This window comes from Helicobacter sp. CLO-3 (assembly GCF_001854545.1).
Lineage (GTDB): Bacteria > Campylobacterota > Campylobacteria > Campylobacterales > Helicobacteraceae > Helicobacter_B.
On the sequence record NZ_MLQN01000008.1, the window covers coordinates 1 to 18,832 of the forward strand.

Below are 18,832 nucleotides of genomic sequence, written 5' to 3' on the forward strand. Positions count from 1 at the left end.
TGTGGGGGGGGGGGGGCAAGCATCACATATCCGCCATCGTTATTATCACCCACGCGGGTAAGCTTCAAAGATGCCGACACCATAGGGCGCACGAGTGAAAGGTAGCGTTTGGCGTTTTGGCGGGATTTGGCATCGGTAAGTGGCACGATACTATTCCACAAACTCGATAAAAACATAAGCGCCATGCCCTGCTTGCTTTTTTGCGAGATATCGAGGTATTCTAGAGCCAAAAGCGCATTTGAAAATCACATATCCGATGAAATCAAACCAGTGCCAATAAAATTCCTAAAATCTCTAATCATTTTTCTTCTTCCCATTGCCTTCTCCTTGGGTGTTTTGCAAATTTATCGCGCATTGTAGCAAGATTGATATAAGTTTGCAAATAGGCTTTTGTAGGCTTTTGGCTTGGCGCAAGTTTGGCGTAAAGGCATACATAGTGAGGGCATACATGCGGCATTTGATAAAAAACAAGGTGCGTAATGTGTGGCAAATGGGGCATTTTGCAATAAAGCGCAAGGCGCGGGAAGTATTTGTGGTATTTTAAAAATCTTGCGGATAAAAAGTCGAAATGGTGGAGTGTAGGGGGGTCGAACCCCTGACCTCGACGCTGCCAGCATCGCGCTCTACCAACTGAGCTAACACCCCAGAATCCAAAATCAAACAAAGCAAAACCAAAAACTTTGGCAAAATTGCGACTCTGTAAATCAATCTTTCGCATCGCTTAGAATCTAGCGCTAGTTTTGCTGCTTGTGATTGAAAGCGTGCATTATAGCCAAAATCCTTGAAACCACGCTGAAGCGCGCGCAAGATTCTAAGATTCTAAGATTCTAAGATTCTAAGATTCTAAGATTCTAAGATTCTAAGATTCTAAGATTCTAAGATTCTAAGATTCTAAGATTCTAAGATTCTAAGATTCTAAGATTCTAAGATTCTCGGCTGGCAGATTTTGGTAAATCCTGACAAAATAGCGGAATCCAAAAGCGCAGAATGCAAAACAAAAGCAAAAGCTGGCAAAGAAGCACAAAGCTAAGCGCGCGCAAATAAAATCAACAAAAAACAAAATCTATCCGAAGCCCGCCAAAACATATACTAGAATCCAGCAAAAGCTTATACCAGCCAAAGCTCGCAACTCTAACTAAAATCCAAATAAAGCCCACCAAAGCCCATGCAATTCTGCCAAAACCCAAAGCAAAACTAGCCAAGCCCCAAAACAAAATCCAGCCAAAGCTTATGTAGCCCCGCTAAAACCTATACGAGAATCCTATTTTGTAAATATTTTGATACGCGCTAGATTCTCCAGAGCCTATCGCGCCAGGAGCAAAAAGATTTGCCGCAGAAGGATGCGCCAGAGGCAGGCTCGCAGCGATAGGCGCGCTGCCGATGTTGATATCTAGCACGATATTATCAAGCCGCCTAGCAAAAAGATAGCTCACGCCATAGCCCAGCAGCGCCCCAGCGATGACTTGCACGCTCGTATGCCACTCGCTCACCACGCGCGACACGCCCACGCTCGTAGCCAAAATCGTCGCCGGCACGCCGAGCTTCCAGCCATAGCGCTTCTGCAAAAACCCCGCCGCGCTAAACGCCGATGAAGTATGCCCGCTCGGGAATCCATCAAACCGCGCGCTGTTGTTGGGGCGGCGGCTGATGCCAGCGGCGTTTTCGCTGGCTTGCGAGATGCCTACGAAGGTGTATTTGCTAGCATAGGTGATAGCCAGCGTCGTCCCAGCGCCAAGCGCGAGCTGCACCACGCCCTCATAATCCTGCCGCGCGAGGCTATACGCGCCCGCCATCAGCGGCAGGAAGGAAAACACATCGCCCCAAGTCTCAAACCACTCCGGTCCGCGCGCATGGCTAGGCGACAGCGCCGCCGCACTTAGCGCAAATGCTAGCAATGCCTTGCAGATGCCGCGCTTTAGCAAGCTGCGCGCGCTGGTGGGAGGCTTTGGCAACTTTTTAGATTCTGGTAATTTTCTAGATTCTAGTGGCTTTTTGGATTCTGGCGATTGTTTAGATTCTAGCGACTTTTGCCTGTCCAAAGGCGCGCGCAATCCGCCACTCGCGCCAGAATCTAAACTTCTCAAATCACAAAAACCCACCAAGCTTGAAGTGCCTAGAGCGCCTAAAAAACCGCGCAAGCCTCGCAAATCGCAGAATCCGCGCAAACCGCCAGCGCCACCAACGCCACCCCCGCCAAACCGCCAAATATTATTTCTCATCAAAAATAGCCTTTAGATTCTCTATCCGCTCTGTTGCGCGCAGCAGCAGCATATCAGCAATGATGAGTGCCAGCATACTCTCACACACCACGCTGCCGCGCACAGCAATACATGGATCATGCCGCCCCTTTAGCAAAAGCTCGCGCTCATTGCCACTCGCATCGATCGTCTCTTGCGCGACAAACACGCTAGGCGTGGGCTTGAAATACACGCGCACCACGATATCTTCACCCGTGCCTATCCCGCCCAGCATGCCCCCGCTGTGGTTACTCAAAAAGCCGCGAGAATCCATTTTGTCGTTATTCTGACTGCCGCGCCGCCTGCTAGATTCTACGCCATCGCCTATTTCTACCGCTTTGACGCCATTTAGCCCCATCATCATAGCACCTATCGCAGCATCGAGTTTATAATACAGCGGCTCGCCAAGTCCGCGCAGTATTTTCGCTTCGCCCCTAGCTCTTATGAGCGCGCATCCGCCGATACTATCGCCTGCTTTTTTGGCTTGAAGTATCGCTTGCTTTTGCGCTTCTTCTTGGTGTCTATCAAGCGCAAATATCTCGCTTTCACGCGCATGTGCGAAATCTATCTCGCTCCCTAGACACTCGCCGATATGCAAAATCCCGCTTTCACACACCACGCCAAACTCATTTAAAAGCATTTTGGCAAACGCTCCACTAGCCACTCTAGCCGCGCTTTCGCGCGCCGAGCTGCGCCCTCCGCCGCGATAGTCGCGCACACCATATTTGTGATGATAGGTAAAATCCGCATGCCCCGGGCGAAACACGCTTTGTATGTCGCTGTAATCTTTTGATTTGGTGTTGTTGTTAGCGATAAATAGCGCTATGGGTGCGCCGGTGCTTTTGCCTTCAAACACGCCGCTTAGGATTTGCACGGCATCATCTTCTTTGCGCGGGGTGGCGTATGCGGTGCGCCCTCCCCTGCGCCGCTGCATTTCAGAATCTAGGAATGCTAGGTCGATAGCCACGCCCGCGGGGAAGCCATCTATCACGCAGCCTATGCCCTCCCCATGCGACTCGCCAAAAGTGCTTACGCGCAACAATCTGCCAAAAGTATTCATCTATCGCCCTTTTTGTGTGGTGTGGTTTGTGTGCGCGTGTTTGGTGTTTTTGGTGTGCTTGGTTTTTGACGCGCTGGTTTGTATGGTGCGCGCTGGGGGCGTGGTGTTTTTGACGCGTTTGGCTCGTGCGATGCGCTTGGTGCGGGTTTTTGCGATGTGGATTTTTGCACCTCTCTTGGTTTTTGTGGCATAGATTTTTGCTTTTGTGTAAAATCACCAGAATCTATACGATGTATTTTTGGTGCGCGTTTAGGTGTGTTTGGCTTATCGGCTGGATTTTCATTTTTTAGATTCTCATTTTTTAAATTCCCATTTTTTAGATTCTCTTTTTTTAAATTCTCGCGTGTAATATTTTTACCCCTTAGATTCTCGCGCGCAGTATTCTTGGTAGCAGAATCTACTTTTGCCAGCTTAGCATTTTGCGCCTTTAGATTCTCGCCTTTTAGATTCTCGCGCGCGACATTTTCGTTTTGTGGATTCTCGCTTTTTTGCGCCTTTTGCACGCTTGGGGCTTTTAGCTTTTCATAGGCGATTTTGGCGCATGCTTGTTGCGCGGATTTTTTGGAGTTGCCCTGCCCTACCGCATACACCTCGCCATTTATGGATATTTGCATGGTAAATTGCTTTTGATGATCGGGGCCGCTTTGAGAGAGCAGCTCATATATCGGGAGCTTAGCGAAGCGCTCTTGCGTGATTTCTTGCAGCGCGGTTTTGTAGTCTATCGTGAGGTCTTGCATCTGCATATTTGGGTAGTGCTCGGCTAGAATCCTATACACGATCTCGCGCGCGCGCTCAAGGCCTGATTCTCGATATATCGCGCCTATCACAGCCTCAAAAGCGTTTGATAAAAGCGAGTCTTTTTGCCTGCCATGATTGTGCTCCTCGCTGCTTGAAAGCCGAAGCATCTCGCCTATCCCCACATCCCGCGCAAAATCGGCAAAACTTTTTTCATTCACAAGGCTTGAGCGCATTTTTGAAAGCTTGCCCTCATCATATTTGGGAAAGCGCTCAAACAAATACTCGCCCACCAGCAGATCCAGCACCGCATCGCCCAAAAACTCTAGGCGCTCGTTGTTGTAGGGTTTGATACAGCTGCGATGCGTGAGCGCCTCTACTAGCAAGGAATGGTTGGCAAATCGATATCCCAAGCGAGATTCTAGCGCTGAAAAATCAGAAAAATTCATTGTTGTCCTTTTTATTTTTTAAGTTGTTATATAAAATTTTCGTCTGCAAAATCAAGCCTCTATTCTAAGTTACCTAGACTATTTAAACCGCCAGAGGCGTTGCGCGTTTAGCACTACGCTTACACTACTTAGGCTCATCGCAAGTGCCGCAAGCATCGGGTTTAGCAGGATTCCAGCTCCATACAGCGCGCCGCACGCCAGCGGAATGCAGATGATATTATACCCAAACGCCCAAAATAGATTCTCTTTTATATTACGCAAAATCGCCCTGGAGAGCCGCAGCACATAATCGATACGCATCAAGTCATGGTTGTAAATCACCACACCCGCGCTTTTCTCGCTCACATCGCTCGCATCAGAGAAGCTCACCGAGATGTCCGCCGCCTCGAGCGCGCCTACATCATTGATGCCATCGCCCACCATCATCACCACTTCGCCGCGCTTTTGCAGCTCGCGCACAAAGGCTAACTTATCGCTCGGTTTTGCCTCGGCGCGGAAGTCATCTACACCTAGGATTTTGGCGATTTTGGCGGTATTTTTGGCGTTGTCGCCGCTTAGGATGTAGGTTTTGATATGGCGGGATTTTAGGGCTTGGATGATGTGCGTGGCGGTTGGCTTTATCGTGTCTTCTAGGGCGATGACGCCTAGAACCTCGATGTTTTTGGTGTTTTTTGGCGCTTTAGCACTTGCGCCAGCTTCATTTTCGCTCGCTTGATTTTCACCCACTTGTTTTTTGCCCGCTTGTTTTTTGTCTGCCTCAAGCCCGCCCGCCTCAATCTCGCGTCCAAGATACACGCGAAGCAATGCTTCATCGCTAGAATCTAGCGCGGACATATCCATATCACCAAACATTTCTTGATTGCCTAGCATGTAGATTTTGCTTTGATTTGCGGGCGCAGTTTGCGCTTGCGAAGCGCCAGAATCCACACACAAAGCCTCCATGCCAAACCCAGCCCGCGCTTTGAAATCGCTAAACTCGCGCGCTTTCACGCCTAGATTCTCCGCATGCTTTATGATAGCGCGCGCGATAAGATGCTCGCTGCCTTTTTCTATCCCTGCGCTAAGCGCTAATATCTCGCGCTCATCAAGCGCGCCAAAGCTTTTGATATGCGCCACTTTAAGCGAGGCTTGCGTGAGCGTGCCGGTTTTGTCAAACACTACGCTAGTGCATTTGCTAGCGCGCTCAAAATCCTGCGCCTGCTTGAAAAACACGCCTTCTTTATTGGCAAGCGCATTGCCAATCATCACCGCCATGGGCGTGGCAAGCCCCAGCGCGCAAGGGCAAGAGATGACAAGCACGCTGATAAAAATCTCAAATCCAAACGAAAAATCCTTTGCCACGCACCACGCCGCACCCGCCAAAAGCGCGATAAAAATCACGCTAGGCACGAAAAACGCCGAAACCCTATCTGCCAGCGAGGCGAGCGCTGGTTTGGAGGATATTGCCTCTTGGATTAGCGAGGCGAGCGCGCTTAGCGTGCTTTTTTCTGCGGTGCTTTGCGCGCGGATAAATAGCGCTCTATCGGTATTCACACTGCCGGCAAACACGCGCGCGCCGCTGCTTTTATACACAGGGATCACCTCGCCGCTAAGCATGGACTCATCCACGCCGCCTTCCCCGCTAGACACGACGCCATCGACTGGTATGGTGCTTCCGGGCAGGATTTTGATGATGTCGCCTATGCGTATGGATTTGACAGGGATTTGCGACTCTGCGCCACTAGAATCCACTCGCACCGCTTGCTTGTCTGTGCGTGAAAGCAGCGCGTTTATCACTTCGTTGGCGTGGTCTTTGGCGCTGTTTTCGATGAGTTTGCCAAAAAGCACAAATGTCAAAATCACGCAAATGCTTTCAAAATACCAATGCCCCAAATCTCCATGCAAGCCCCCAAAATACGCGCTATAGAGGCTATAAATAAGTGCTGCGCTCGTGCTAATAGCGATTAGCGTATCCATCGTGGGCGTGCGCGCGAGCAGGGTTTTGAAGCCTTTGAAATAAAAATCGCGCCCCATATGCATGACGATGAGCGCCAAACAAAGCTGCGTGGCGAAGTTTATCGCGTGATTATCAAAGGGATAGATGAGTGTGTGCGTGCTAGAAAACATTGGAAGTGTGGGGAGCATGGGAAACATCGCTAGATACATGATAAATACACTGCAAAAAGCGCTAATGATAAGCCTAAGCTTTGGCGGGAAAATCCATTTATCAAGTGCCGAGAATCCGCCTTTGGCATAGATCGCGCGGGCGGATTGCAAGAGGGTTTTGGGGGTTTTGGCGTTTTGTTTGTTTGGCGCGGGGGTGGTGGCAGATTCTGTGGCGGTGCTTTTTGTGCTAGTGGATTCTGCGCTTGTAGAATCCATTTTTGGCGCGTCGCAAGCAGAATCTACTTTTTTAGAATCCAAATCGTGCGTGCTAGAATCCATATTTTTATAATCCGCGTTTTCAAAATCCCCAGAATCCGCGCTTGCAGAATCCGCAGCATCCGCCGGATTTTCTAGGCTTGGCTCATAGCCCATTTTTTTGATAAACGCGCAAATCGCCTCGAGGCTGCTAGATTCTGGGTCGTATTCCACGAGCGCGACTTTGGCGATGAGCTGCACTTGGATATTTTCCACCAAGCCCTTGCACTTTAGGCTTCGCTCGATGCCAGATGAGCAAGCCGAGCAAGTGATACCATCGATGTAGATTCTGGCTTTTTGCATTTGTTTGTCCTTGAAAAGTTGCGCGATTTTGGCGGATTTATAGCATTGAGTGGCTAATAAAAGTTTAACGCTTGGCGCGCGGATTCTAGCTATTGCGCTCGATAAGGCTTGGTGGCAGGCCAAGCGCGGTTATGATTTCGCGCTCTTTGGTGCGGTGCTCGCCACTATCGCACTCATGATCAAAGCCCAGCAAATGCAGCAGGGCATGCACGAAAAGTATGCCAATCTCGGATTCTATGCTATGCCCTAGATTCTCGCTCATCTCTCTTGCAAGATCGAGATTTATGATGATGCTTCCAAGCGGTGTCGTTGGCGCGCTGGCGAGTTTGGCAGAATCTAAAAAGCTAGAATCTAAATTTGCAGATTCTGCCTCGCCAAGCATATCCTCCAGCGGAAAGCTAAGCACATCTGTGGCATAATCTTTCCCCATATACTCCGCATTTAGTGCGCGCATATCAGCGCTATCTACCAGCACCACCTCCACGACACGCGCGCCAATATTTGATTTTGCCAAAACCTCCGCACTCTTTTCTAGCGCATGATTTAGCATAGATTCTAGCGCTTGCGTATCGATTGGCGCGCTTGCTTGTGTGGTTGCTTGATTATCTGTTTGATTTATGATTTCTATCATCTTTTGCCTTTTTGCATTTTTCGCATTTTTTGCCTTTTTGCATTTTTGCCAAATTTGCGCCACACAAAAGCGCGCAAAACTTAAGCCTAAACTTAAGCCAAAAGTATATCTAAAAGCACAATATTTATGTATAATAGCGCGCGATTTACATTTTCCAAGTTCGCAATCCCAAATTCGCATTCTTCAAAAGGAACGATTATGCGAAAAATGACTATACACTACACTATACAAGGAGCGATTATGCAAGTTTCATCTTTTTTGTCTAGGGCGCTGCCAGCCCTTATGCTTTGTGGCGCGATAGCGAGTGCTGATACCAAGTCCGCTTCACTAAAAGATGCGATGGTATCAAGCATGAATGCGGTGATATCAGTATTTTCGCCAGAATCTGATATGGCAGACCCTGTATGCAGCGGCGATGATGATGATTTCACATGCAAGATAGAGCAAATAAATATCGATCGCGGGCTAGACATCAAAGATGTGGAATACAAAGTCAAAGCATCTAGCAGGGCTGTCAAGACGAAGTTTGAAGGCGGCGTGCAAATAGACTGCAAAAATATAGAGCTAGATGAGCAGACCTGCCGCGCCCTGCCAAAAAAGATAGAGGGCGAAGAAGTCGATGAAAAGCAAAAAGATAAAGATATGGCAGAATCCAAAGGCGAGTTTAACGCGAAAGCGCCAGATGGCACAGAGATTAGCATCAAATACGACATCGCCTACGCGCACAATAGCCTAAAAGGCAAGGATATAAAGCAAGTGGTGATAGATATGATGGCTTTTAACCAAGATATGAGCGAAGAGGAGCTCATGCAGATCCTGCAAGAAACGCGCCTGCATATCAAGAAGCTAGAAATCGTGCTAGAATCCAAAACGCTAAGCGATGTATTCTACAAAAATGCCAGCAAATACCAACCAATGAGTAAAAAAGAGTATGACGCGCAAACAAGGCGCGCCGCACAAGATGCCAAAGACAACCTAGCGCAAATGAATGGAATGCTGCCTAGCGAGATGATAGAGACACTCACGCGCTTTGTCAATAGCGCGCAAAATTTTGCCATAGATAGCAAAAAGCATAAGCGCATAGGGCTTGAGTTTCAAGGAAACAACGAGCAGGGAATCCAGCCAGCACTCATAATGTCAAACCCACTTTTGCTCCTAGCGATAATCTCTAATGGCAAGCTGAAGGTGATTGACTAGTAAGTAATTTTTGGTGGATTCTGCCAGTACCAAAATCCACCAAATTAAAACTATAAGTTTTCTTTAGACTTTCAAAATTTTTAAATTCTTTAGATTTTATCTCAAAAAACAAATCGCAAATGAAAAACGGGTTCAATGTGTTGCTGAAGGCCGAAATTGGCAATTAGCAAATATAGGCCGAGCTTGGGCATCAGCCCCCGAGGCTGCTGCCACTGCTTCGATTGGTGCTTGAAGTGCCAGCACTGCCGGCTTTTTGATTCCCGCCGAAAAATCCGCCTTTGGCATTGCTTGGCGTGCCACCGCGCGTGGCAGAGGAAGTGCCTGATTTGTTGAAGTTATTTGCGCTTCTTTCATAGGCTTGTGGCGATTTGTAGCTTCTTTGCTGGTTTTTTTGGAAGTTTGGATTGTTGAAAAGTTTATTTCCGATGTAGCTTCCTATCAGCGCACCCGCAGCGCTCGCTAGTATCGCGCCGCCTAGGCTCATCCCGCCACTACTCATGCTAGCGCCACTGCCTTGTTCTGCGGTGAGCTCGCTTGTGCCATTGTCGATTTTGCGCTCCTCTTCTTTTAGCAGCTCTTGCACCTCCTCATCGCTCAATATGCGCTCTTGCCCATCCAGCCCGCGCACCACGATGCGCGTTTTGTCGCTTGGGTATTCCTCTAGCACTTTGTAGCCGCCTTGCGCTTGCTCTTCTAGGATGACAAATGCGCCATTTTTCACCGCCTGCGCTGTTGCTTGCGCGTTTTGCTGCTCTTGCGTGTTGGTATCGCCACAGCCTGCTAGCACGCCCACGACTATCGCGGAGAGCCCGCCTATCATAGCATAGTCAGAGATTTTGCGAAAATGTTTATTCATTGTTTGCTCCTTTTTTGAGATTGCCTTGTCTTGATTAAACTCGCTTGAGGCGAGAATCTAATTTTAGATTCTATTTTGGATTCTGCTAGATTCCACCAGAATCTACTTCACCGCCTCATAGATAAAAGGCACCGCTTCTATGAGATTTGAGGATTGTATTTTGTTGGTGACATTGATAACTTTTGCGCTGTATTCTTGGCTTTGCGCGCTTGGGCTGTGCGTCCTAGCATAGATTTCGCGCAGGACTTGGATTTGCTCTTTTGGAGTTTTGGCACCTTTTATCTTGGCTTGTATTTCAGCGGCTTTATCCATAGATGCCTGCCCTAGAAGCCCTACTGGTATCATCACTATCGTGCTTTTTTCAAGCCTAGATTCTATATTTGCCAGCTCATCTTGGCAATGCGGGCACATGGGGTCAGAGACGATGTAGGTGATTTTGTCGCTCGCGCCTTGTATGGTTATCGCGTAGTCTTTGGGTATGGAGGCGAAAAGCTCGTTTAGCTTGGCGGAGTTTTGCACGCGGAAATTGTAGGATTCTATGTCGGCGATTTCTTTGTTGATGCGCTCTGCATTTGTTTTGTCGCTACTAAAAAACATCGGCACGACAGCGACATTTTTCTGCTTATCATCAGTCAGCAAAAGCGTGCGATAGCCATTTGACTTATCTTGCACGACTGCTAGAAACATTTTGGTATCATTTAGCTGCTCAAACTTCACAAGCGAAAATGTGCGGTTTAGCTTGGATTCTAGCAGTTTGATGACATCATCGCCAGCAGCGGCGCTAAGGCTTGTCGCGCCAAAAAATAGCGCAAAAATGCTTGATGATAAAAATGCTCCAAAGAGTTTTTGCAATGAGGGCTTTTTCGATGAAAGTTTTTGCCATGAAAACTTTTTTAATGAAGGCTTTTTTGCTAAAAGCTTTTGTGGTAGAAACTTTTTCATGGATTCTCCTTTTGCTGATGTTTGGTGCTGGTGTTTGGCTTTTTGCGTGATTTTGCCCGCGCCAAAATGCCTTAAATTTTGGCATCTGGTTTTAGACAAATCCAAAAGCCTAAAATAATCCGCGAAATATACCAAAAATCTACAAACTTCGCATAAATTCACACAAAAATAATGTAGATTCTAGTGTTTTTGTATCTTATTTCAGCTCTTTGCGCTTTTGCTCTGATGCAAGTTTGGATTCATCACGCTCCATCCCCAAAATCTTGCATGATTGTAAATTGCCTCTATAGCATGCCAAAAAACAGATTCTAGCTAAAATCATTTAAGCGGGTGGAGTTTGCTCTATCTATACTGCTGGCTTGCGTGTCATCTTGCGCGCTGTTTTCTGTATCATCCGCTGTGTCATTTTGCGCGCCGCCTTCTATGTTATCTTGCCCGGGGGTTTTGGGCTTTGGTGCTGCTTTTTTCTCGCTTTTGTATGGCGGACCTTTGGCGATGATTTTGGTAAGCTCCGCGGCGCGTTTGGCATCCATTTTGGCTAGAATCTTAGCCATTTCAGAAGATGAAAGCGAGGAGAGAATCTCGGCAGCCTCCGCGTCATCTAGCTCAGCGATGATAGGTGCTGCTTTGGAGTCTTTCATACCAGCAAATGTTTTGGCGACTTTGGAGTTTGATGCTATTTGTATCTCATCTAGCAGGGCTTGATTTTTGGCGATGAGCTCTTTTATCTCGTTTTTTTCTTGCTCGATTCTAGCGAGTTCTTTTTTCTGCGCTTCTTGGGCTTGGGCGATTTTTTCTTTGAGCGAGGCTTCTTGCTCGTTTAGCTTGGCTTCGCGCGCAGAGAGGAGATTTTGCGTGGCGTTTTTGTAGGCTTCTAGGCTTTGGGTGCGCTCATTTAGCGCGCGCAGTGATTGTGTGATTTCATCTTTGCGCGCTTCAAAGATAGCGTTGCATTGGATGATTTGATCGGTGTTTGGCTCTTTTTTATCGACATTTGCGGCGTGTAGCATTTGCGCTAGGCTAAGCGCGATGAGTGCGAAAAGCGCTTTTGTATTTTTCATGCTCGCTCCTTTTTGTGTAGCAAGATAGCGATTTCATCAAGTTCTTTGCTTTCGCGTTTTTTAAAGGCTTTGATGATGTTTTCTCGCTCTTTTTCTTGGATATGTTTTAGCTTCTCATACTCAAGATACAGCGTCCTATACAGCGCTTCGAGCTTAGAAATTTCGGCTTTATGCGCGGATATGCGTGCTTGATGAGAATCTATATCAGATACCAGCACCCTTTTTCTAGCATTTGCTTGCAAAAATACATCAAACGAGCCACCCTTTGGAATCTGCATTTTTGAGATTTGATCGATGAGTGCGCTTATTTGGCTTTGCAATGCGGCTATTTCGTTGTTATGCCGCACGATTTGCATCTCACACATATCAAGCTTGCGCTTTTGGGCGTTGATGAGCTGGTCAAACTTCGTTTTCATTGCCCGCGCTTAGCTCATATATATCGTATCTTCTCTATCAGCGCCTGTGGAGATGATAGCGATTTTGGTGTGTGTGTAGTCTTGGAGGGCTTGGATGTAGAGTTTGGCGTTTTGTGGCAGATTCTCATATTTTCGCACGCCTGCACTTCCTTCAAAGCCAGCTAGATTCTCATATATCGGCGCTACACTCTCTAAATCTGCTGGGATGAAATCTATCTCTTCGCCATTATATTCATAGGCTTTGCAGATTTTTATGCACTCAAATCCATCGAGCACATCTAGCTTCATAAGCGCGATTTTATCACAACCATTTAGGCGGCTAGCATATCTTGCAGCTACTGCGTCAAACCACCCACAGCGGCGCGCGCGCCCCGTCGTCGTGCCAAACTCATGCCCATTTTGCTGCAATATCTTGCCCTCATCGCCAAAGTCTTCAGTAGGAAAAGGACCATTTCCCACGCGCGTGCAATACGCCTTCATAATGCCTAGCACGCCTTTAATATCTCTAGGCGAGATACCACTGCCACTGCTCGCCCCTGAAGCTATGGTAGTAGAGCTAGTGACAAAAGGATAAGTGCCATGATCGATATCTAGCATGCTTCCCTGCGCGCCTTCTAGCAGAATCTTCTCGCCCCTATCCATCGCCTGCCACAAAAGCTGCGTGGTGTTGGTGGCATATCGCAGAATCTTTGGCGCGATAGCAGCGATGTCGCTTATAATCTTTTCAGCCATAATTTTTTCAGTGATGTTTTTTTCAGAATCCATCTCGCTAGTCTCGCTATTTGGCAAAGCCTGCTTGATGCGCGCTAGATTCTCCTCTATCCTAGCATTTAGCTTTTCTAGGTCATAGAGATCGCACACGCGGATTCCGCGCCTAGCGATTTTATCACTATAGCTTGGGCCGATGCCTTTGCCTGTCGTGCCTATGGCGTTTTTGGCAGCTTTTTCATTGAGTCTATCTAGCAGGCTATGATAAGGCAGAATCAAATGCGCCCTATCACTCACAAAAAGCCTGCCTTCCAAATCCCCGCTAGCGCTTTCAAACTGCTTTATCTCTTCAAGCAGCGCGTGCGGCTCGATGACTACGCCATTTCCGATGATGTTTTTGCAATGCGGATACAAAATGCCAGAAGGGATGAGATGCAGCGCGTATTTTTTGCCATCCACCACTATGGTATGCCCGGCGTTGTGCCCGCCCTGATAGCGCACGATATAGGTATAATCCTTTGCCAGCGCATCTACGATTTTGCCTTTGCCCTCATCGCCCCATTGGATTCCCACTATCAAATCCGCCATTTGCTTCCTTTTTGTTGGTTTATTGGTTTGTGTTTGCTTGCTAGTTTGGCGCGCAATTTAGATTCTAGTAAGCCTAGAAGATTCTAGTGAGCCCAGATTCTAAGCAAGCCCAGAATCTAATGCCAAAAAGCCCAGCGCCTTTTAGCTTTTAGATTCTAGCAGCAAATTTATAACGCTATCTGTATATATGCCAAAGCCGCAGCATAGGCATTCTTGGATTTGGTATTTGCCACCTAGCATTAGAATCTGATTGCCGCTAAAAACCTTAAACACCATATCATCATAATAATCCACTAGCGCTGATTCTAGCGGCGAAATGAGGATATTTTTGTGATTGCAAGATTTTGCCTTTTGTGCGAGCCGCTCTAGCTCAAATCGCAAAAACATAGGCGCACTAGGCAAATACGCATCCAAATCATCTATGGTATTTAAGCGTAATATATCTTGCATAAAGCTTGCTTTTTTGGTGATTTGCTCGATTGAAAGCGAGCTATAAGCCTCTTTGCTAATGCCTAGCTCATCTATGCAAAGATCCAAAATCTTTAGATTCCCAAGCTGCAAAAACGACTCCATCTCGCCACAATAATCCAAAATCTCTAGCCCCATGGTGATGAGCTCATCAAGATTTTGCGCGCGCAAGGATTCTGCGCCGATTTGATAAATCTCATTGGTGGGATAGCTAAAAACAGGCTGGATATAAAACCACTTTTGATGGCTCGTCGTGCGCTCTAGACGCTTTTTTATCGTGCGTATGGTATCTGTCGTAGAATCATAGCGCAGGGATATTTGATGATTGTTCTGACTGCTTAGGCGGATAAGGTGGCGATTGGAGAAGTTTTGCTGATGCTCAAGATATGAAAAATAAGGCGTGACAATCTCTTCAAAGCCATATTTATAAAACACATTGCAGGCGTGATTTTCCAGCTCGCGCTTGATTTTTGCGCTTTTGCCAAAATAAAGCTTCGTCCCTTCTGGTGTCTCATGCTCAAAAATCATTTATATCCTTCGTTTGTCGCGCTTTTGCATCCGCTTAGATTTCTAGGTAAATAGCGAATTTACGCTTTCATTGCGATAGATTCTGCGCACCACTTCTGCAAAAAGCGGGACGACATTTAGCGTGGTGATTTTAGCGCATTCTTTGCGCGTGGGGATGGAGTTACTCACCACCACTTCATCTAGCACAGATTCTTCTATGCGCGAGATTGCTGGTCCGCTTAGTATCGCATGTGTGCCTAGCGCCATCACAGACACCGCGCCGCGCTCTTTTAGCGCGCTGGCGGCTTTACACATCGTGCCTGCGGTGTCTATCATATCATCTACCAAAATCACATTTTTACCATCGACATCGCCGATGATATTCATCACCTCGCTTTCATTTGCTCTCTCGCGCCTTTTATCTACGATGACTAGATCAAGTCCCAGCTGCTTGGCAAAATACCGCGCGCGCGACACGCCGCCGATATCGGGGCTTGCGATGATTGGGTCTTTGAATTTTTTTGATCGTATATAGTCGCGGAAAATGATAGAACCATAAAGATTATCCACCGGAATGTCAAAAAAGCCTTGAATCTGTCCGGCGTGCAAATCCATAGTGATGACGCGATCAATCCCGGCGTATTGTATGAGATTGGCTACTAGTTTGGCAGTGATTGGCACTCGCGGCGCTGCTTTGCGATCTTGCCTAGCGTAGCCAAAATAGGGGATGATAGCCGTGATTGAGTTTGCCGAGCTTCTTTTGAAAGCATCAGTCATCACGAGTAATTCCATGAGATTGTCATTGGTAGGCGCGCAGGTGGGCTGGACGATGAAAACATCTTTGCCGCGCACAGATTCGTTTATCTGCACGCCGATTTCGCCATCGCTGAAGCGATTTACAGTGATGTGAGAAAGCATCACATCAAGGTGCTTTGCTAGCTCTTTGCCAAACTCTAAATGCGCGTTGCCGCTAAAGATTTTAAAACCTCTCATATATCGCCTTCATCGCCTTATTTTCGCTACTTTTGCTTAAGCGCGCGTTAAAGCGCAATTATAGATAAAAATGCTTAAAGTAAATCTTAGAGACTGATATTTTCTAAATAAGTGATGTGGCAGGAATCTAGTGGGGATTTTGGTGGCGCGGTGGGTGCGGGTGGATTCTCGTTTGGATTCTGCGATTTTGTGCGAGGTGGATTTTGGTGTGGATTCTGGGACAGAATCTGATTTGGATTCTGGGGCGTGGATTTTGTGCTGGTTTTGGGCTGTATCAAAAGCGCATCGATACAATAAGGCATATCACTATGCGCTTTGGCAATGCGCGCGATTTGTGAAGTTGGTGAAGTTTGTGCGCTTTGTGGATTTGGCAAATTTTTGGCGTTTTGCAGATTCTCGCCAAAATCTTGCGTATAAGCAGAATCTAGCGCATAGGAGAAAAACACCTCGATGCTTTTTTGGATTTTGCTAAGCTTTGCTGGCGTGATGTTGTAGGCTGGATTTGTGTTTTTCGCACTTTTTACTTCGATGAAATGCAGCACGCCCGCGCGCGTGGCGATGATGTCTATCTCGCCCATTTTGGCATAGAAATTTCGCAAAAGGATAGTAAAGCCATTGTTTTCTAGCCACTTGCAAGCGAGATCCTCCGCTTCTAAGCCTTTTTGGCGCGCACGACGCCTAGAATCCGCAAATTTAGATTCTGCATTTTTGGTTGCTCGCAAATTAGATTCTGCTTTTTTGGCTGCTTTCAAATTAGATTCCATGTTTTTAGATTCCACTTTTTTAGATTCTAGCGTAGAATCCAGCGCGGCTTTTTGCTCCATGCTCTTAAGCTTATTCATCATCGATGCGGATGATGATAGGCGCTTGCTTGATGATAGGCAGGGTTTTTAGCTCATTTATGGCTTTTTGTATGGATTGTTCGCTTGTGGTGTGCGTTGTCAAAAACATTCGCGCAGTGGCTTCTGTAGTCGCGCCAGCCACACGAGAATTTGCGCCAGCCACACGAGAATCCGCGCACGCCGCGCTAGAATCCACACCAGAATCTAGATTCTCGCTCGTCTTGCTATTTGCCTTGCTATTATTTACCTTGTCATTTTCTTGCGTGCGCTGCAAAAATGTATCCACAGAGATATTATTTTGGCTAAGCACTTTGGCAATTTGCTCCAAGACTCCGGGCTTATCGCACACGAGAATCCTCATATAATACCGACTTTTGATAAGCTCTTTTGGCGCGAGTTTGCGCTCTTGCGAAGTCTCAAAGCCTAGCATCGACTCGCTCGCCTTGCCGCGCGCTATCTCGATAAGATCGCTTATCACAGAGCTTGCCGTGGCATTGCCCCCAGCGCCCGCGCCATAATACACGCTTTCCCCCACGCAGTCGCCTATCACGCTCACCGCATTCATCACGCCATCTACTTTTGCGATGAGTTTGTGTGTGGGGATCATTGTTGGGTGGATTCTAAGCTCGATAGAGCCCTCAATCGTGATTTTTGCGATGCCAAGCAGTTTGATACAGAAATCAAACTCGCTGGCAAAAGCGATATCATCAGCGCTAATATGCTCTATCCCTTCTATCAAAATCTCCTCTGGCAGCGCATTGATACCATACGCCAAAGAAGCAAGTATCAAAAGTTTGTGCGCGGCGTCCTTGCCATTTATATCAAGGCTTGGATTTGCTTCGGCATATCCAAGGGCTTGCGCGCTTTTTAGCGCCTCATCAAATTCCCGGCCCTCTTGTGTCATCTTGCTTAAAATATAATTGCTAGTGCCGTTCAATATCGCGCGAAGCTCTAGGATGTGATTGGCACTTAGCCCATCTTTCAATGCCTTTATGATAGGTATGCCACCACATACGCTTGCTTCAAACCCTATAGGCGTGCTCGCTAGCTTTTCTAGCTCATAGCGATGATAGGCAAGCATCGCTTTATTTGCTGTCACAAAGGCTTTGTGCTGATTTAGCGCGATAGTGGCTATTTTGTAGGCCTCATCGATGCCGCCCATAAGCTCGACTATCACATCGATTTCATTATCATAGAGCACTTCATCCGCGTTTGTCGTGAGTGGTATATTGACATTGCGCGCTTTGCTTATATTGCGCACTACGCCCTTTTTTACGATGATTTCAACCCCTGTGCGCGCGGTGATGATCTCTCTATTTTTTTCCAAAATCTGCGCTACACTGCTGCCTACTACGCCTACGCCTATGAGCGCTACTTTTAGTTGTTTATGCATGTTGCTCCCTTGATTCTAGTTGATTCTAGCGCAAAGTTTGATTCTAATATAAAGTATTCCATGACAGCCATTCTCACCGCCACGCCATTACGCACTTGCTGCAACACTTTGCATCTTTTATCTTTCAATAGCTCATCTTCTATGTCTATGTTGTGATGCACGGGTCCGGGGTGCATAATGATGATATCTCTATCGCCGATTATTGATTTTGTGAGGCAAAAATTATGCGCGTAATCTTTCAAAGAGCCATAGATTTGCTGTGAATGCCGCTCGGTCTGTGTGCGTAGCGAGATGAGCGCATCTAGATTGCCTATCGCTTCTTTGATGCTGTGCGCGCATTTTAGCTTCGTGTCTGCTGGCAGAAAATGCGGCGGGGCGATGAGCGTGATATCCACACCATAGCGCGATAAAAGCTCGATATTGCTATTTGCCACGCGCGAAGATTTGATATCGCCGATGATTCCTATGCGCTTGCCTTTTAGATTCTGCCCTAGGCATTGTTTGAGTGTCAAAAGATCAAGCAATGCTTGCGTGGGATGTGCGTGCGCGCCATCACCGCCATTTATGATAGGGCATGATACGGATTTGGTGAGATGCACGGGCGCGCCGCTGCTTTGGTGGCGGATGATGATGGCATGCGGATTCATAGCGTTTAGATTCGCAGCGGTGTCGCTTATCGTCTCGCCTTTGGAAGTGGAGGAGCGCGAAACATCTAGGCGCGTGACACTTGCGCCTAAGTTTTTTAGCGCGCATTCAAAGCTACTTAGCGTGCGCGTGGAGTTTTCAAAAAATATGGTGATGACATTTTTGCCAGCCAAGCTTTGCGGGAAAGTTTGGGGAAAGCTTTGGGGCGTGTTTTGCGGAAAATTTTGTGGTGTGTTTGGCGTGCTAGATTCTGCATTTATCGCACCAGAATCCAAAACAAAATCCGCGCCACGACTAGAATCTAGTGCTGGCAAAAACCCCGATGCTTTTTGTAAAATATACTCTACTTCTTCAATGCTAAGGTCGCTTGTCTGTATGAGGTGGCGCATTTGTTTGCCTTG

The 18,832-nt window shown here is 47.2% G+C and carries 15 protein-coding genes, 1 tRNA gene and 2 pseudogenes; 1 reads left to right on the forward strand and 17 read right to left on the reverse strand.

What is annotated here, in order from left to right; genetic code table 11:
* From BKN38_RS03270 to ybeY, 7 genes and pseudogenes are all read right to left on the reverse strand, one after another.
* Window positions 1–230 (reverse strand): annotated as a pseudogene (locus tag BKN38_RS03270) (hypothetical protein); the annotation flags it as partial.
* A 339-nt stretch (window positions 231–569) separates the two neighbouring features.
* A tRNA-Ala gene (locus BKN38_RS03275) sits at window positions 570–645 on the reverse strand.
* Window positions 646–1,241: 596 nt separating this feature from the next.
* Complete coding sequence (locus BKN38_RS03280; RefSeq protein WP_066458231.1) at window positions 1,242–2,219, reverse strand: phosphatase PAP2 family protein; 978 nt, start codon at window positions 2,217–2,219, stop codon at window positions 1,242–1,244.
* The gene (gene aroC / locus BKN38_RS03285; RefSeq protein WP_066458228.1) at window positions 2,209–3,297 is read right to left on the reverse strand and encodes a chorismate synthase; all 1,089 of its coding nucleotides are present in this window, start codon (window positions 3,295–3,297) and stop codon (window positions 2,209–2,211) included. Before aroC ends, BKN38_RS03280 begins: the two co-directional genes overlap by 11 nt.
* Window positions 3,298–3,809: 512 nt before the next feature.
* Window positions 3,810–4,481, reverse strand: a pseudogene (gene rnc, locus BKN38_RS11690) (ribonuclease III); the annotation flags it as partial.
* Between the two features lie 78 nt (window positions 4,482–4,559).
* Window positions 4,560–7,184, reverse strand: coding sequence for a cation-translocating P-type ATPase (locus tag BKN38_RS03295; protein ID WP_066458216.1), 2,625 nt, complete (start codon window positions 7,182–7,184; stop codon window positions 4,560–4,562).
* Window positions 7,185–7,269: 85 nt separating this feature from the next.
* Window positions 7,270–7,815 carry an rRNA maturation RNase YbeY gene (gene ybeY, locus BKN38_RS03300; protein ID WP_066458212.1) on the reverse strand — a complete coding sequence of 182 codons (546 nt, stop codon included), beginning with the start codon at window positions 7,813–7,815 and terminating at the stop codon, window positions 7,270–7,272.
* A 240-nt stretch (window positions 7,816–8,055) separates the two neighbouring features.
* Here ybeY and BKN38_RS03305 point away from each other — a divergent pair, with 240 nt between their 5' ends.
* Window positions 8,056–9,012, forward strand: a complete 957-nt coding sequence (locus tag BKN38_RS03305) for a hypothetical protein (protein ID WP_070957687.1) — start codon at window positions 8,056–8,058, stop codon at window positions 9,010–9,012.
* 190 nt (window positions 9,013–9,202) lie between these two features.
* On the opposite strand, the gene BKN38_RS03310 is transcribed toward BKN38_RS03305, so the two are convergent.
* The 10 genes from BKN38_RS03310 to BKN38_RS03355 all read right to left on the reverse strand — a co-directional run bounded on the left by BKN38_RS03310 (window position 9,203) and on the right by BKN38_RS03355 (window position 18,820).
* Window positions 9,203–9,868, reverse strand: a complete 666-nt coding sequence (locus tag BKN38_RS03310) for a UPF0323 family lipoprotein (protein WP_066458205.1) — start codon at window positions 9,866–9,868, stop codon at window positions 9,203–9,205.
* 102 nt (window positions 9,869–9,970) lie between these two features.
* Entirely contained in the window at window positions 9,971–10,810 is an 840-nt protein-coding gene (locus tag BKN38_RS03315; RefSeq protein ID WP_143000192.1) for a hypothetical protein, read from the reverse strand.
* Between the two features lie 308 nt (window positions 10,811–11,118).
* Window positions 11,119–11,871, reverse strand: coding sequence for a MotE family protein (locus BKN38_RS03320; RefSeq protein ID WP_066458200.1), 753 nt, complete (start codon window positions 11,869–11,871; stop codon window positions 11,119–11,121).
* Window positions 11,868–12,287, reverse strand: a complete 420-nt coding sequence (locus BKN38_RS03325; protein ID WP_066458198.1) for a flagellar export protein FliJ — start codon at window positions 12,285–12,287, stop codon at window positions 11,868–11,870. The genes BKN38_RS03320 and BKN38_RS03325 overlap by 4 nt, the downstream gene beginning before the upstream one ends.
* 9 nt (window positions 12,288–12,296) lie before the next feature.
* Entirely contained in the window at window positions 12,297–13,583 is a 1,287-nt protein-coding gene (locus BKN38_RS03330; protein ID WP_066458196.1) for an adenylosuccinate synthase, read from the reverse strand.
* Between the two features lie 141 nt (window positions 13,584–13,724).
* A complete protein-coding gene (locus tag BKN38_RS03335; RefSeq protein ID WP_066458193.1) occupies window positions 13,725–14,579 on the reverse strand; it encodes an ATP phosphoribosyltransferase regulatory subunit in 855 nt (284 codons plus the stop codon).
* 42 nt (window positions 14,580–14,621) lie between these two features.
* The gene (locus tag BKN38_RS03340; protein ID WP_066458190.1) at window positions 14,622–15,551 is read right to left on the reverse strand and encodes a ribose-phosphate pyrophosphokinase; all 930 of its coding nucleotides are present in this window, start codon (window positions 15,549–15,551) and stop codon (window positions 14,622–14,624) included.
* Window positions 15,552–15,637: 86 nt separating this feature from the next.
* Window positions 15,638–16,393, reverse strand: coding sequence for a YraN family protein (locus BKN38_RS03345; protein WP_066458187.1), 756 nt, complete (start codon window positions 16,391–16,393; stop codon window positions 15,638–15,640).
* Window positions 16,386–17,786, reverse strand: coding sequence for a homoserine dehydrogenase (locus BKN38_RS03350; RefSeq protein WP_066458184.1), 1,401 nt, complete (start codon window positions 17,784–17,786; stop codon window positions 16,386–16,388). The genes BKN38_RS03345 and BKN38_RS03350 overlap by 8 nt, the downstream gene beginning before the upstream one ends.
* Complete coding sequence (locus BKN38_RS03355; RefSeq protein WP_066458181.1) at window positions 17,771–18,820, reverse strand: aspartate carbamoyltransferase catalytic subunit; 1,050 nt, start codon at window positions 18,818–18,820, stop codon at window positions 17,771–17,773. Before BKN38_RS03355 ends, BKN38_RS03350 begins: the two co-directional genes overlap by 16 nt.
* Window positions 18,821–18,832 lie beyond the last annotated feature (12 nt).

What these genes read in the sequence shown, in the direction of transcription:
- BKN38_RS03355 (WP_066458181.1), bottom strand. Translation starts at nt 18,820, where the DNA reads ATGCGCCACCTCATACAGACAAGCGACCTTAGCATTGAAGAAGTAGAG.
- BKN38_RS03310 (WP_066458205.1), bottom strand. Translation starts at nt 9,868, where the DNA reads ATGAATAAACATTTTCGCAAAATCTCTGACTATGCTATGATAGGCGGG.
- BKN38_RS03350 (WP_066458184.1), bottom strand. Translation starts at nt 17,786, where the DNA reads ATGCATAAACAACTAAAAGTAGCGCTCATAGGCGTAGGCGTAGTAGGC.
- BKN38_RS03305 (WP_070957687.1), top strand. Translation starts at nt 8,056, where the DNA reads ATGCAAGTTTCATCTTTTTTGTCTAGGGCGCTGCCAGCCCTTATGCTT.
- ybeY (WP_066458212.1), bottom strand. Translation starts at nt 7,815, where the DNA reads ATGATAGAAATCATAAATCAAACAGATAATCAAGCAACCACACAAGCA.
- BKN38_RS03320 (WP_066458200.1), bottom strand. Translation starts at nt 11,871, where the DNA reads ATGAAAAATACAAAAGCGCTTTTCGCACTCATCGCGCTTAGCCTAGCG.
- BKN38_RS03280 (WP_066458231.1), bottom strand. Translation starts at nt 2,219, where the DNA reads ATGAGAAATAATATTTGGCGGTTTGGCGGGGGTGGCGTTGGTGGCGCT.
- BKN38_RS03345 (WP_066458187.1), bottom strand. Translation starts at nt 16,393, where the DNA reads ATGAATAAGCTTAAGAGCATGGAGCAAAAAGCCGCGCTGGATTCTACG.
- BKN38_RS03335 (WP_066458193.1), bottom strand. Translation starts at nt 14,579, where the DNA reads ATGATTTTTGAGCATGAGACACCAGAAGGGACGAAGCTTTATTTTGGC.
- BKN38_RS03295 (WP_066458216.1), bottom strand. Translation starts at nt 7,184, where the DNA reads ATGCAAAAAGCCAGAATCTACATCGATGGTATCACTTGCTCGGCTTGC.
- BKN38_RS03325 (WP_066458198.1), bottom strand. Translation starts at nt 12,287, where the DNA reads ATGAAAACGAAGTTTGACCAGCTCATCAACGCCCAAAAGCGCAAGCTT.
- aroC (WP_066458228.1), bottom strand. Translation starts at nt 3,297, where the DNA reads ATGAATACTTTTGGCAGATTGTTGCGCGTAAGCACTTTTGGCGAGTCG.
- BKN38_RS03315 (WP_143000192.1), bottom strand. Translation starts at nt 10,810, where the DNA reads ATGAAAAAGTTTCTACCACAAAAGCTTTTAGCAAAAAAGCCTTCATTA.
- BKN38_RS03330 (WP_066458196.1), bottom strand. Translation starts at nt 13,583, where the DNA reads ATGGCGGATTTGATAGTGGGAATCCAATGGGGCGATGAGGGCAAAGGC.
- BKN38_RS03340 (WP_066458190.1), bottom strand. Translation starts at nt 15,551, where the DNA reads ATGAGAGGTTTTAAAATCTTTAGCGGCAACGCGCATTTAGAGTTTGGC.